This is a genomic window from Limnohabitans sp., assembly GCF_031539175.1.
GTDB lineage: Bacteria > Pseudomonadota > Gammaproteobacteria > Burkholderiales > Burkholderiaceae_C > Limnohabitans.
Genome location: NZ_JAVKLQ010000051.1, coordinates 14,106 through 28,105, shown reverse-complemented (window position 1 = coordinate 28,105; position 14,000 = coordinate 14,106). Strand labels below are relative to the sequence as shown.

The 14,000-nt window shown below is 56.4% G+C and carries 12 protein-coding genes; 9 read left to right on the top strand and 3 right to left on the bottom strand.

The window, feature by feature from the left end; genetic code table 11:
- The first annotated feature begins 9 nt into the window (after positions 1-9).
- From RMS95_RS08945 to RMS95_RS08920, 6 genes are read left to right on the top strand one after another with little or no spacing between them, the layout of a single operon-like run.
- Positions 10-2,478 carry an N-6 DNA methylase gene (locus RMS95_RS08945; RefSeq protein WP_310645428.1) on the top strand — a complete coding sequence of 823 codons (2,469 nt, stop codon included), beginning with the start codon at positions 10-12 and terminating at the stop codon, positions 2,476-2,478.
- Positions 2,469-3,509, top strand: a complete 1,041-nt coding sequence (locus tag RMS95_RS08940; RefSeq protein ID WP_310645426.1) for a PDDEXK nuclease domain-containing protein — start codon at positions 2,469-2,471, stop codon at positions 3,507-3,509. Before RMS95_RS08945 ends, RMS95_RS08940 begins: the two co-directional genes overlap by 10 nt.
- The gene (locus tag RMS95_RS08935) at positions 3,506-4,744 is read left to right on the top strand and encodes a restriction endonuclease subunit S (protein WP_310645424.1); all 1,239 of its coding nucleotides are present in this window, start codon (positions 3,506-3,508) and stop codon (positions 4,742-4,744) included. Before RMS95_RS08940 ends, RMS95_RS08935 begins: the two co-directional genes overlap by 4 nt.
- An 8-nt stretch (positions 4,745-4,752) precedes the next feature.
- The gene (locus tag RMS95_RS08930; protein WP_310645422.1) at positions 4,753-5,562 is read left to right on the top strand and encodes a hypothetical protein; all 810 of its coding nucleotides are present in this window, start codon (positions 4,753-4,755) and stop codon (positions 5,560-5,562) included.
- 40 nt (positions 5,563-5,602) lie between these two features.
- Positions 5,603-7,039: a Fic family protein gene (locus tag RMS95_RS08925; RefSeq protein ID WP_310645421.1), complete on the top strand. Its 1,437-nt coding sequence runs from the start codon at positions 5,603-5,605 to the stop codon at positions 7,037-7,039.
- Positions 7,036-7,680, top strand: coding sequence for a Fic family protein (locus RMS95_RS08920; protein ID WP_310645419.1), 645 nt, complete (start codon positions 7,036-7,038; stop codon positions 7,678-7,680). Before RMS95_RS08925 ends, RMS95_RS08920 begins: the two co-directional genes overlap by 4 nt.
- On the opposite strand, the gene RMS95_RS08915 is transcribed toward RMS95_RS08920, so the two are convergent.
- Positions 7,664-7,873, bottom strand: coding sequence for a hypothetical protein (locus RMS95_RS08915; RefSeq protein WP_310645418.1), 210 nt, complete (start codon positions 7,871-7,873; stop codon positions 7,664-7,666). The genes RMS95_RS08920 and RMS95_RS08915 overlap by 17 nt on opposite strands.
- A 10-nt stretch (positions 7,874-7,883) precedes the next feature.
- Here RMS95_RS08915 and RMS95_RS08910 point away from each other — a divergent pair, with 10 nt between their 5' ends.
- From RMS95_RS08910 to RMS95_RS08900, 3 genes are read left to right on the top strand one after another with little or no spacing between them, the layout of a single operon-like run.
- Complete coding sequence (locus tag RMS95_RS08910) at positions 7,884-8,186, top strand: hypothetical protein (protein ID WP_310645416.1); 303 nt, start codon at positions 7,884-7,886, stop codon at positions 8,184-8,186.
- Positions 8,183-11,311 (top strand): type I restriction endonuclease subunit R, encoded by a 3,129-nt coding sequence (locus tag RMS95_RS08905; protein ID WP_310645414.1) that lies wholly within the window; start codon positions 8,183-8,185, stop codon positions 11,309-11,311. Before RMS95_RS08910 ends, RMS95_RS08905 begins: the two co-directional genes overlap by 4 nt.
- Positions 11,311-12,006, top strand: a complete 696-nt coding sequence (locus tag RMS95_RS08900) for a SprT family zinc-dependent metalloprotease (protein ID WP_310645411.1) — start codon at positions 11,311-11,313, stop codon at positions 12,004-12,006. The genes RMS95_RS08905 and RMS95_RS08900 overlap by 1 nt, the downstream gene beginning before the upstream one ends.
- Here the strand turns inward: RMS95_RS08900 and gluQRS are convergent.
- Together gluQRS and RMS95_RS08890 are read right to left on the bottom strand one after the other, a co-directional pair.
- A complete protein-coding gene (gluQRS, locus tag RMS95_RS08895) occupies positions 11,995-12,897 on the bottom strand; it encodes a tRNA glutamyl-Q(34) synthetase GluQRS (RefSeq protein WP_310645409.1) in 903 nt (300 codons plus the stop codon). The genes RMS95_RS08900 and gluQRS overlap by 12 nt on opposite strands.
- 35 nt (positions 12,898-12,932) lie before the next feature.
- Positions 12,933-14,000: an FAD-dependent oxidoreductase gene (locus tag RMS95_RS08890; RefSeq protein ID WP_310645407.1), complete on the bottom strand. Its 1,068-nt coding sequence runs from the start codon at positions 13,998-14,000 to the stop codon at positions 12,933-12,935.

Below are 14,000 nucleotides of genomic sequence, written 5' to 3'. Positions count from 1 at the left end.
TCATCGATTATGGCTATCAAAAAATCCGACCTGTATTCTTCCCTTTGGGCCTCTTGCGACGCATTGCGCGGGGGCATGGATGCCAGCCAGTACAAAGACTATGTGCTGTTCATGCTGTTCATCAAATACGTGAGCGACAAATACGCCGACAGCGACGACTTTGCCCCTGCGGTGGTCATCCCCAAAGGGGCCAGCTTCAAGGACATGATCGAGCTGAAGGGCAAGAGCGACATTGGCGACAAGATCAACACCCAGATCATCCAGCCGCTGATTGACGCCAATAGCAAGCTGGCCCGCAGCGACTTTCCTGACTTCAACGACCCCAACAAACTGGGCGAGGGCAAGGAAATGGTTGAGCGGCTGGGCAACCTGATCGCCATCTTCCAAAAGCCCGAGCTGGACTTCTCGCAAAACCGCGCCGACCACGACGACATCTTGGGCGATGCCTATGAATTCCTCATGCGCCACTTCGCGCAAGACTCGGGCAAAAGCAAGGGCCAGTTCTACACCCCCAGCGAAGTCAGCCGCATTCTGGCCAAAGTGCTGGGCGTTGGCCCCGACAACACCAGCGCCAAAACCACCGCATACGACCCCACCTGTGGGTCCGGCTCGCTGCTGCTCAAAGTGGCAGCCGAAGCGGGCAAGCAAATCACCCTCGAAGGCCAAGAAAAAGACGTGACCACGGCGGGCTTGGCCCGCATGAACATGATCTTGCACGACTTTCCCACGGCCAACGTGCTGAGCGGCAACACGCTCACAGCGCCTAAGTTCAAAGACGGCGAGCAGCTGCGCACCTACGACTACGTGGTAGCCAACCCACCTTTTAGCGACAAAGAGTGGAGCACCGGCCTGACGCTGGGCGACAGCGGGCAGGGCGACCCGTATCAGCGCTTTGGCTGGGGCGTGCCTCCACCCAAGCAGGGTGACTACGCCTACCTCATGCACATTATCCGCAGCATGAACAGCACCGGCAAAGCCGCCTGCATCTTGCCGCACGGGGTGCTGTTCAGGGGCAATGCCGAGGCGGTGATTCGCGAGAAGCTTGTCACCTCGGGCATCTTGAAAGGCATCATCGGCCTGCCTGCCAACCTGTTTTACGGCACGGGCATTCCGGCCTGTGTACTGGTGCTGGACAAGCAAAACGCCAATGCCCGCAAGGGCGTGATGATGATCGACGCCAGCAAAGGCTTCATCAAAGACGGCAACAAAAACAAACTGCGCGAACAAGACATTCACAAAATCGTCGATGCCTTTGACAAGCTCGAAGACTTGGCAGGCTACGCCCGCATGGTGCCGCTGGACGAAATTGCCAGCGACAAAAACGCCTACAACCTCAACCTGCCGCGCTACATCGACAGCACAGAGGCCGAAGACATTCAAGACCTGCAAGCCCACATGACGGGCGGCATCCCCAACCGCGACCTGGACGCACTGGCCGCCTACTGGAAGGTGATGCCCGGCTTGCGCAACCTGCTATTCAAGCCCCTGCGCGAAGGCTATGCCCAGCTGCATCAACCCATGACCGAAGTGAAGGCCGCCGTGCTGGCCCACCCTGAGTTTGTGGCCTTTAACACGCAAGCCACCAGCAGCTTTGCCGCATGGCAAATGCGCAACCTGCCCGCCATGCAGGGCATCCAACAAGGCGACAAACCCAAAGCCTTGGTGGCGCAACTGGCCGAAGACCTGCTGGCCACCTTCAAGCCCGTGCCCCTGGTGGACGCGTATGACGTGTACCAACACCTCATGGACTACTGGGCCGCAGTCATGCAAGACGACGTGTACCTGCTGGTGCAAGACGGCTGGGCCAGCGCGCGCACCCTGCGCGAAGTGGTGCAGGTCAAAAACAAAGACAACAAACTGGTATGGCCCGAAGCGCACGACTTTGTCATCAACAAGCGCCGCTACAAGAGCGACCTGATTCCCCGCGCCCTGCTGATTGCCCGCTACTACGCCGCCGAACAAGCCGCGCTGGATGCCAAACAGGCCGAGCTGGACGCCGTGAGCGCCCAACTGGCCGAGCTGGAAGAAGAAAACAGCGCTGAAGACATGACGTTTGCGGGCTTCGAGAAGATCAACGACAAAGAAGTGAAAAGCCGCATCAAGGAAATTGGCAACGATGCCGACGCGGCAGACGAGCTGGCGGTGCTGAAAGCTTGGTTCAAACTCAGCGACGAAGAAGCCACCCTCAAGAAAACCGTGAAAACGCTGGACGCCGCGCTTGAGCAAAAAGCCTTCGACCGTTATGCCACCCTGACCGAAGCCGACATAAAACAACTGGTGGTGCATGACAAATGGTTGGCCACCCTGAACGCCAGTCTGTCTGCCGAGCTGGACCGCGTGAGCCAAACCCTGACCCGCCGCATTCGTGAGCTGGCCGAACGCTATGCGACGCCGCTGCCTGCATTGGCTGATGAGGTGGAAGCCCTGTCCGCCAAGGTGGGCGAGCACCTGAAAAGAATGGGGGTCGTATGGAATTGAACACCAACACATCCAACAGCCCCAACCCCAACAACCCGGGTTACCAGCAACTGCTGGCGCAGATCTCGGGCACCTTCAGCCAAGGCCAAGCCCGCGCCGCGCAAGCGGTCAACACCGTCTTGATCGACACCTACTGGCAAGTCGGCCAGCACATTGTGGAGTTTGAGCAAGCCGGGCAGCAACGCGCCACCTATGGCAAAGCCCTTCTGGAAGACCTTGCCCGCGACCTGACCCTGCGCCACGGCAGGGGTTTCAGCCGCAGCAACCTGAGCTACATGCGGCTGTTTTACCAACGCTACCCAATTTGTGAGAAGGCTTCTCACAAATTGAGTTGGTCGCACCTTGTGGAGCTGCTCAAGCTCGACGACGAGCTGGAGCGCGGCTTTTACGAAAAGCAGGCCATTGCCGAGCAGTGGTCGGTGCCTGAACTCAAACGCCAGAAAAACAGCCAGCTATTTTTGCGCCTGGCCGCCAGCAAAGACAAGGCGGGCGTGTTGCAACTGGCCCAGCAGGGGCAAGTGCTTGAGCAGCCTGCCGACCTGCTGCGCGAGCCCTATGTGTTTGAGTTCTTGAAGATTCCCGAACCACACCAGGTGTCTGAAACCCAGCTTGAATCCTTGCTGTGCGATCACCTGCAACCCTTCATGCTGGAGCTGGGCAAAGGCTTCACCTTTGTGGGGCGGCAATACCGTATCAACGTGGGCGGCACCCACTACCGGGTGGACTTGGTTTTTTACCACCGCATCCTGCGCTGCTTTGTGCTGATCGACCTCAAGCTGGGCGAAGTGCAGCACCACGACATTGGCCAGATGAACCTGTACATGGGCTACTTTGCGGCTGAAGAGAACACCGAAGGCGACAACCCACCCATCGGCATCATCCTGAGCCGCCAAAAAGACGAGCTGCTGGTGGAATACGCCACCTACGGCATGAACAGCCAGCTGTATGTGCAGAAGTACCAGCTTTATTTGCCCGACCGCGAAGCGCTGAAGGCGGAGATTGAGCGGACTTTGTTGGAGGCTGGGCAATGAGTTTGCATGTCAGTGAACCATCGGCGAAGTATTTGGTGAATCTGAAACGCAAAGAAACCGCGCTTAGCACAGTTGCAGCTGCAGCTGATTGGGATACCAAAACGATTGGAGATGTATTCGAGTTGATCAACGGATGTGCATTCAAGCCATCTGACTGGAAGCTGAGTGGTCTTCCAATCATTCGTATTCAAAACCTCAATGACCCAGAAGCCGCCTTCAACTACTCGCAAACTCTTGCAGCTGAGAGGAATATCGTCGAACCAGGTGATCTTTTGTTTGCATGGTCCGGCACCATTGGAAGCTCGTTTGGTGCGAGGCTGTGGCATGGGCCGAGAGGAGTATTGAATCAGCATATTTTTAAAGTGCTGATGGATACATCCAAGATCAGTAAGAGCTTTGCGCTACTTGTCTTCGCTCGTGTCGAGCAAGATATTGCTCGTGAAGCGCATGGATTCAAGGCCTCTTTCGTTCACGTTAAAAAATCAGACTTGCAAAAAGTCAACCTACCAATCCCTCCGATCGAAGAGCAACGCGCCATCGCCACCGCCCTCTCCGACGTAGATGCCCTGATCGCCGGACTGGAAAAGCTGATAGCCAAAAAGCGCGACCTCAAACAAGCCGCCATGCAACAACTCCTCACCGGCCAAACCCGCTTGCCGGGGTTCAATGGGGAGTGGACTGTGAAGAGGCTGGGCGAGATTTGTGAAATTTCTATGGGGCGTACACCTTCGCGACTGAACCCAGCGTTTTGGGGTGCAGGCCATGTTTGGCTTTCAATTGCAGATTTGCATGGAAAGGTGCTTTCAAGCTCCAAAGAGCAAATAACCCCACTTGCGGCATCAAGCATGCGCGTTATCCCAAAGGGAACGCTGCTCATGAGTTTCAAGCTTTCGATTGGGCGTTTGTGTTTTGCAGGTTGTGACCTGTACACAAACGAGGCCATCTGTGGTTTCAATAACCTACTCGCGAATTCCGACTATCTTTATTACGCCTTGAGTCGCACCGATTTTTCTTTGTATGGAAAACAAGCAGTCAAGGGCTACACACTCAACAAGAAGTCGCTTGCATTGGTCGAGGTTCCATTGCCAAGCAACGAAGAGCAGGCTGCTATTGCAAATGTCTTGTCATCAATGGATGCTGAACTGTCTGATCTTGAGGTCCGTCTAGCCAAAACTCGCGACCTCAAGCAAGGGATGATGCAAGAGTTGCTGACGGGTCGTACTAGGTTAATTTGAATCAAAAAATGACAGAAGATCCAAATTCAAACAATCCAGCTGCGAGTTACAGCGAGCGACTGGTTTGCTTCATTGACTTGCTCGGTTTTAAAAATCTGATTGATCAAAGCCCAGATAACCATTCCCGTCGTTTGCAGATTTACACCATGCTGAATCAGTTACAAGCCGGTAAGCTGGTTGATGCACTCTATGAAGGTGTGCCGGTGTTGACCTCGGGGGGGCGATTTGTTTCTGCTTTGCAGGGTTGCGCCGTAGATGTTGCGAAAGGCGCATTTCCGCTCAACATCACGCAATTTTCTGATTCTTTCGTTGTTTCTTGCCCCGCAAATAATTTTGGTTCCTGCGCATTGTTGCTCCGTACCATTTATGCCGTTAAACGATTATTTTTTAGAGAGCTCGAGCTGCTGATGCGCGGCGGCTTGGCTAAAGGGCTTCTCATTCATGAACAAGGGGGCGTGTTGTTCGGACCCGCAATGAATGAGGCTTACTCACTAGAGTCCAAGTCGGCAATTTATCCAAGAGTACTTGTTTCCCCGTTTGCCGCCGAGCATCTTGAACAAATGTTCAAAGATGACGAATTAATTAGGCCCATGTTTCAAAGCTTTGATGGCTTCCATGCTATCGATATGGTCTCATTGCTTGGCCGGACTCATACAAAACCAGACGAAGTTGCTCAGTTTAAGCAGAAATTAGATGCCATTGAAGCTGACATTCTGAAAACCGGAAAAGATGCTCTGCCAAAGGTTCGCTACTTACAAGATCGTTGGTTACGGTCGCAAGGTGATGTGATTTCCAGTTCACCAGGAAGCCCATCTTGATACAAACCGAACTACCGTCGAATACATAAGGGCAAGCCGAATGACCGAAACCGATCTCCTGCAAACCTTGGCCTGTGGCGAAGACAGCCGCCACCAGTTCAAGCGCGACGCCACCAATGTCGATGGCATGGCGGCTGAGCTGGCTGCGTTGGCCAACAGTGGCGGGGGGACGGTGTTTTTGGGTGTGGCCGATGACGGCAGCGTTGCAGGGCTGGATGCAGCAGCCGTGCGGCGGTTGAACCAACTCATCAGCAACGCGGCCAGCCAGCATGTGCGCCCGCCGCTGCACCCGCAAACCCACAATGTGCAAACCGCCCAGGGCTTGGTGCTGGTGGTGTCGGTGGCCGATGGGCTGAACAAACCTTATATGGACCTGCAAGGCCGCGTGTGGGTGAAAAGCGGGGCCGACAAGCGCCATGTGACGGCGCGTGAAGAAATGCAGCGCATGTTCCAGCGCGGAGGGCTGTTGCAGGCCGACCAAGTGCCGGTGCGCAACGCCACCGTGGCCGACATTGACGAGCGGGCCTTCGGCCGCTACTTTGAGCGGCGTTATGGCCAAAGCCTCAGCGCCGCAGGTTTGCCTGTGGCCCAGCTGATGGAAAACCTGCAACTGGCGCAGGGCGGTGTGCCCAACTTGGCGGGAGTGCTGCTGTTTGGCAAGCATCCGCAGCGGTTGCTGCCGGTGTGCCAGATTGGTGCGGTGTGGTTTCCGGGCACGCGCTTGGGCGATACGCGCTACCTGGACAGCGAAAACATCGACGGCCCGCTGGACGAGCAGTTTGAGCGCGGCATGGCTTTCCTCAAGCGCAGCTTGCACAAGGTGCAGGCGGGCAGGGGCTTCAACACGCTGGGCCAGCTGGAGCTGCCCGAAGAGGCTTTGGTCGAGCTGCTGGTGAATGCCTTGGTACACCGCGACTTCTTGGTCAGCGCCACCATTCGGCTGTTTGTGTTCACCGACCGGGTAGAGATCATCAGCCCCGGCCATTTGCCCGATAGCCTGACGCCCGAGCAAATTCGCACCGGCGTGTCCAACCGCCGCAACCAGGTGCTGGCCGAGCACGCAGCGCACATCTTGCCCTACCGTGGCATGGGCACAGGCGTGCCCCGTGCGCTGGATGCTTGGCCCAAGATTGACTTGGTGGATGAACCAGAAATCAACCAATTTCGGGCGGTGGTGTGGCGGACGGTGGCTTCTACCGAAGCAGCTACCCCCCAAGTGACCCCTCATGTCACCCCCCAAGTCGCCCCTCAAGTTATAGCCATGCTGGCAGTCATGAAAGGCGAGCACGCACGGCAAGAACTGATGACCTTGCTGGGCTTGAGTGACAGAAAACACTTTGCCGAGGCATACCTAGTACCCGCTCTAAAAGCAGAGTTGGTAGAGATGACCATTCCAGATAAGCCGCAAAGCAGCAAGCAGAAATACCGGCTTACGTCAGCAGGCAAGGCATATGTCGGACGAGGAGATGCATCATGAGCAACCGTTACCGCGTTTCTGGGGCCGAGGGGGAATTTGAGCCTGGTTCTGATGATCAGGTATTGCGTAATCTGGTCGGCATCAACTCGGTGGCTGATATGGATGAGCTGGAGTTGGCGTTGCTTTTGCAGCTTTATGAGGAAGTGTTGGTTCATGGGTTGCCTGAACGCACGCTTTGCCTGAAAGACTTGAAAGATTGGCATCGTCTTTGGCTGGGTAACGTCTATGCGTGGGCTGGGCAAGAGCGCTCCGTCAACATGGGCAAAGGTGGTTTTGCATTTGCGGCTGCCGCACAAATTCCACGGCTACTCATTGATTTTGAGCGCAACTTTCTGGCCCGTTGGACGCCGTGCAGTCAGCTATCACAGGCGGAACTGATAGAGGCCATTGCCGTGACGCATGTGGAATTCATTCTGATTCACCCGTTCAGAGAGGGTAATGGTCGCTTGTCGCGGTTGCTGGCCGATGTGATGGCGGTGCAGGCAAATCATGCACCTCTGGATTACAGCGAATGGGAGCGGCGTAAACCGGATTACATTGCGGCAATTCACGCCGGGTTTGCTGGGAACTATGCGCCGATGTGTGAGTTTGTGCGCGAAGCGATGAATGCAGCTGACAGCAACCTCAGCGAGCCAACTTGATGTGTGCGAAGCGTTGCGAGGGGCGCTGCAGTTTTTGCTCAATTTGCGCCACAGTTTGGCCTGTTTCGACAGCCGTGGAACTGGCCACAGCCCGCAACAAAGCTTTCAGGCTTGGCTGCTTGCGCTTGGGTTCGATGGTTTTGAGCATGCGGCGACTGAGTGTGTTGAGAGGCTTGATTTTAACGAAATACATTGCTGGTGCGATGGATCTTGTGTTGTCTTCCCGGATTGAAAAATTGAATAAAAAACTTATGCATTTATTGTCTGAGCAGGCCATTCAAATGTTTGAGGCCCAAATTCCAAAGCTGGCGCAACATGCCTTTGCACAGGCACGTCTGAGGGCTTTGGCCCTTGGGGGCAGGGTCATGGAGGTGGCAAATGGCCATTTGGTCGAGACGAATGCAGACGGTTCTGTTCACGTCATTCGCAAAAGTTCTCCGTCTACTTCGGTAGGCGTCGGCACTAAGCGATACCGCAAAATGAATAAAAAAGAGATTTCGGCATGAGCACAGCATTGCGGCCCGAGCGGGTCACACAAAACCGCGTGATCGAGCGCATCACCCGGCCCGCGACCCAAGGTGGCTTGGGCTACGCCTATTTGGGCGAGTGGAGTAAGCGCGAGGGCAATCGCAGTATTGAGCAAGGTTTGTTGCGTGCCAGCCTGCAAAAACGCGGCTATTCAGACGCGCACATTTCACAAGCCCTGCACAAGCTGCAAGCGGCCAGTGACGTGACGGGTGTGACGCTGTACCAAGCCAACTTGCGCACCTACCAACTGCTGCGCTATGGCGTGCCCGTGCAGGTGGCCGCAGGGGCTGCGCACGAAACCGTACACCTGATTGATTGGGTCAATCCTGATGCCAACGACTTTGGGCTGGCTGAAGAGGTCACCCTCAAGGGCGGGCACGAGCGCCGCCCAGACATCGTGCTGTACATCAACGGCATTGCCGTGGTGGTGCTGGAGCTCAAGCGTGGCTCGGTGGAGGTGGCCGAGGGCATTCGCCAGCTCATCACCAACCAAGAGGCCATCTTTAACCAAAGCTTTTTCAGCACGGTGCAGCTGACCTTGGCGGGCAACGATTCGCAGGGCTTGCGTTATGGCACGGCGGGCACGCCCGAGAAGTTTTATGTGGAGTGGAAGCACCACGCCGTAGGCGTTTCCGGGAATGCTGGTGAGTTGGTGGCAGGCAGCTTGCTGGACGAACCGCTGGCTCAGCTGTGCGACAAGGTGCGACTGCTGGACCTGATGCGCAACTTTGTGGTGTTTGACGCAGGCCAAAAGAAAGTGCCGCGACTGCACCAATACGAAGGTGTGAAGGCTGCACAAGAGCGCATCAAAAAGCGTGAAGGCGGTGTTATTTGGCACACGCAGGGCAGTGGCAAAAGTATTTTGATGGTGCTGATTGCCAAGTGGTTGCTAGAGCACGACGCGCAAGCCCGCGTGTTGGTGGTGACCGACCGCGACGAGTTGGACAAGCAAATTGAAGGCGTGATGAAAAACTCTGGGGTGATTGGCGCTGATTCGCCTTCGCCTCGCATCACCAGCCGCCGCGAACTGGTGGACATGCTGGCCCAACCTGCGCCACGCTTGCTGTGCGCTTTGATTCACAAGTTTGATGCTGCCGACCTCAAGGGAGACCCGCCCCCTGTGAATGGGCGCTTTTATGTATTTGTAGACGAATGCCACCGCACCCAGGGCGGCGACATGAACAAGCAGATGAAGCGCTGGCTGTCACAGGCTGTGTTCATTGGCTTCACAGGCACGCCGCTGCTGCGCAAAGACAAGCAAACCACACGTGATGTGTTTGGCACCTACATCCACACCTACAAGTTTCACCAAGCGGTGGAAGACAAGGTGGTGCTGGACCTGAAATACGAAGCCCGCTCAGTGCCGCAGCAGCTGACCAATAAAAAGGCGGTGGACGATTGGTTTGAAACCAAGACCCGTGGGCTCAATAACTACAAAAAGTCAGAGCTGCGCCGCCATTGGGCGACGATGGAAAAGCTGATGAGCGCGGGTGAGCGCAAGGGGCGCATCGTGGCCGACATCATTCACGACTTTGGCGTGAAGCCACGCCTGGACAACAACCGGGGTACGGCCATTTTGGTGGCGGCGTCCATTTACGACGCTTGCCACTATTTGCGCTTGTTCAAGAACACGAGCTTTGGGGACTATTGCGGCATCATCACGTCGTACGAGCCAAACCACAACGCCATTTCTCGCGAACCAGCCAAGAGCGACGAGCGCTACAAGTTCGACACCTACACCCAGCATGTGCTGGCCAAAGACCAGACGACCAAGCAGTACGAAGATGAGATGAAGCGCCGCTTCATCGAAGAGCCCGCCAACTTGAAGCTGCTGATTGTGGTGAGCAAGTTGCTGACGGGTTTTGATGCGCCCAGCTGCAGCTACATCTACCTGGACAACGAGCTGCGCGACCACAACCTGTTTCAGGCCATTTGCCGTACCAACCGCTTGGATGGTGAGGACAAAGACTACGGCCACATCGTGGACTACAAAGAGCTTTTCCAGAATGTGCAAAACGCGATTGCGGTGTACACGTCTGACGAACTGGACATTGATGAAGGCGATGGGTCTGACGGCAACGTGATCGTGAAAGACTGGCTCAAAGAGGGCAAAGAAAAGCTGGATGCCGCCCGTGAGGCGCTGAGCTACTTGTGCGCGCCTGTGTCTTCGCCCAAGCAGATTGAGCAGTTCATTCACTATTTCTGTGGCCATGCCAGCGACCCCGAAGCGCTGAGCACAACCGAGCCACTGCGGATCAGCTTTTACAAGTCGGTGTCCACCTTTGTGCGGGCGTATGCCGATTTGGCGCAAAACTTGGCCGAGGCGGGCTATTCGCCAGCCGATGCGCAAGCACTGCAAAAAGAGGCTGATTTTTATGCGGAGGTGCGCGAGGCCATCAAAATGCACTCGGGCGAAGAATTTGACATCAAGCCTTATGAGGCTGACATGCGCCACTTGATCAACACCTACATTCAGGCCGATTCGGCTCAGGTGTTGGGCGACCTTGAAACCTTGTCGTTGACCGACTTGATCATCAAGACAGGCATTCACGATGCGATTGCGCAAAAGCTGAACGCCAAAGGCAAGATGTCGCGCGACTCGATAGCCGAGGGCATCATCAACAACGTGCGCAAAACGATCATTCGAGAACGGCTGACCGACCCGCGTTTTTACGATGAAATGTCCAAGCTCTTGGACGATTTGATCAAGCAAAAACGCGACGACACCGAGGCTTACGAAGAGTTTTTGCGTAACGCCGAGGTCTTGGTGAAGAAGCTGGTTCAAGGCCACCCTGACGCTGGCGTACCGACGGTGCTAAAAGGCAACCGCGAAGCCATCACCCTCTACAACAACTTGATGGGTATCGTGGCCCCTGAGGTAGAGGGGCAAGCCATGGCTGAAGCCAAAACCGCTTACGGTGATGAACGTTTGCAGTTAGCTTTGAAGTTGGACAAAGTCATCAAGGCTGAAGCGCCTGCCAGCTGGAAGGGCGATGAAGTCAAAGAGCGCGTGGTGCAAAACTTGATTCACAAGGCGATTGGCAAAAGCCGCGAGGCCACGTTGGCGGTGTTTGAATTGGTCAAGAACCAACCGGGTTACTGATGAGTAGCGTGATTGAGCTGGGTGATATCACGATCTCGATGGCGTTTAAAGCCATCAAGAACGTGCACCTGACCGTGTTGCCGCCCGATGGCAAAGTCACGCTGGTGGCTCCGCTAGGCACTCGTCCTGAAGTGGCGCGTGCTTATGCCATTACCAAGCTGCAATGGATTCGCCAGCAGCAAGCCATGCTCAACGCGCAAGCACGTGAAGCCCCGCGCCAATTTGTAGAGCGAGAGAGCCACCATGTGTGGGGCCGCCGTTATTTGATGACAGTGGTTGAGGCAGAGGTGAAACCGCACGTCAAGCTAGACCACAAACGCATCACCCTTAGCGTTAGGCCTGGGCACGATGCCGCCAAGCGGCTAGAGGTGATGCATGAGTGGCACAAGTCTTTGTTGCACGCATTGGTGCCCAAGCTAATTTCCAAGTGGGAGCCTGTTCTTGGTGTGAAAGTATCTGGCTACTTTTTGCAGCGCATGAAAACTAAGTGGGGCAGTTGTAACCATCATGCGCGCAATATTCGCTTAAATACCGAGCTGGTGAAAAAACCAAAAGACTTGGTCGAATACGTTGTGGTGCATGAAATGGCCCATTTACTGGAGCCCACACACAGCGAAAGATTCGTTGCGTTGCTTGATCAGCATTGGCCGCACTGGCGCGAATGCCGCGCAGAGCTAAACGCCTTACCTTTGTGACACGATGGCTGGCGAGCGTGAGGCTTGCGTCCACTGATGCAACGCATCATCTATCGTCGTGAAGCAAGGATTAAGTTTTAAAGCTTGCGCCGCACGGTTTAGCGCTTGCAATGGATCACTCAGGTCCAAAGCCTCAGCCCCGTTTTGCTTGCTGAGCTTTTCCCCGTTCTCACCCAACACCAGCGGTGTGTGCATGTAGCTTGGCGTGGGGAAACCCAACGCATGCTGGAGCACGATTTGTCGTGCTGTGTTGTCGGTCAGGTCCGCACCCCGCACGATGTGGGTGATACCTTGTGCGGCATCGTCCACCACTACTGCGAGTTGGTAGGCCCATAGGCCGTCGGCGCGGCGTAGCACGAAGTCGCCCACTTCTTTCGCCACGTCTTGTTGTTGGCTATCAAGCAAGCGGTCGTGCCACATCAATGGTGTGGCAAGTTTTAAATCGTCGATCACGCGCTGTACATTCAAGCGCCATGCGCGGGCGGCTTTGCCGTTCAAACCGTGGCGGCATGTGCCGGGGTAGACCGCTGCGCTATGGCGGGCGCGGGTGTGGCCCATCAACGCTTGGGCTTCTTCAATGTCTTTGCGTGAGCAGCCGCAGGGGTAGGCCCAGCCTTTGGTGATCAATGTATCCAGTGCCGCTTGGTAGGCATCGCCGCGTGGCGATTGCCACAGCACTGGTGCGTCAGACACCAGGCCACATGCGGCGAGTTGTTGCAGGATGAGTTGGTCGGCGCCGGAAATGCAGCGCGGTGTGTCCACGTCTTCGATGCGCACCAGCCATTGGCCGCTATGGGCGCGTGCGTCTAGCCAGCTGGCGAGGGCAGCAACGAGCGAGCCCGCATGAAGCGGGCCCGTGGGTGAAGGTGCAAAGCGACCGATGTAGTGCACAGAAAAATCACACGCGTTGCCCGCGTGTGAGCGGGTTACAGACGGTGTGCGGATTGGCAAACACTCAGGGCGAGTTCAAGGCCCGACACAAACGCGTCTTCGACGCGGTGGCCCAAGTGCCAATCGCCACAAGTGCCCAAGCCGTTGGCTGGGTTGTATTGGTGCGACACGCCCAAGGGCGTGATGGTTTTGGCATAGCGCCAGCGGTGCACTTCGGCATGGGACGGCTCGGCGCGAATACCGGTCAATTCGGAGAAGGCACGCAGCAATTTGGCTTGCACGCGGGGGGCGGCATCTTCCAAATGCTCGGTGGACCAAGTTGCGCTGGCTTGGATTGTCCAGCGTTCTAATTTGCCGCGACCGGGTTTGGACGATTCACGCGCCAGCCACGCCACGCGGTGGTGGGTGCTGCGTGCGGCGTTCCATTGGGGGCCAATGTGCAAATCGGGTTGGATGGCGTTGGGGAAGGCCAACATCAGCGTCCAGCAGGGCGCAACTTCCACCTTGGCCATGGCTTTGAGCCAAGCGGCGCTGGCGGTGGCTTTGCCGGAGTTGCGCAGCAGTTGTTCGGTTTGTACCGAGGGCATGGCCATCAGCACGCGGTCAAAGCCAGCGTGCTTTTCGCTCACGTCTTTGCCCGAGGCGCTGTTGACGGCGTGGACCGTCCACAGGCCTTTGGCCGAGCGCTCCAAGCGCGTGACTTGGGTTTGGCAAGCCACCGCAGCGCCCAAAGGCTTGGCCCAGTGGCGAACCAAGGCGTTCATGCCGGGCTTGGCCACGAAGTGGGCGTCTTTGGTGTTGCGTGCAGCCTCAAACACATGGCCCAGCGGGTCGAGCACGCGCACAGCGTTGGCGCTCCATGGGCGGCAAATCTCGGTGGTGCCAGGAACAGTTTGCAGTGCCAGCGAGAAACGCGGGTCCCGCACCGTGAAATATTGGGTGCCGTGGTCGAAGGTGCCAAAGACGCCTTCGCGGGTGGACATGCGTCCACCTGCGCCTCGGCTCTTTTCAAACACATGCACACGATGGCCAGCTTGTGCCAAGGTGCGGGCTGCGGTGATGCCAGCGATGCCGGCTCCGATGATGGCGATGTTTAAGGTCAT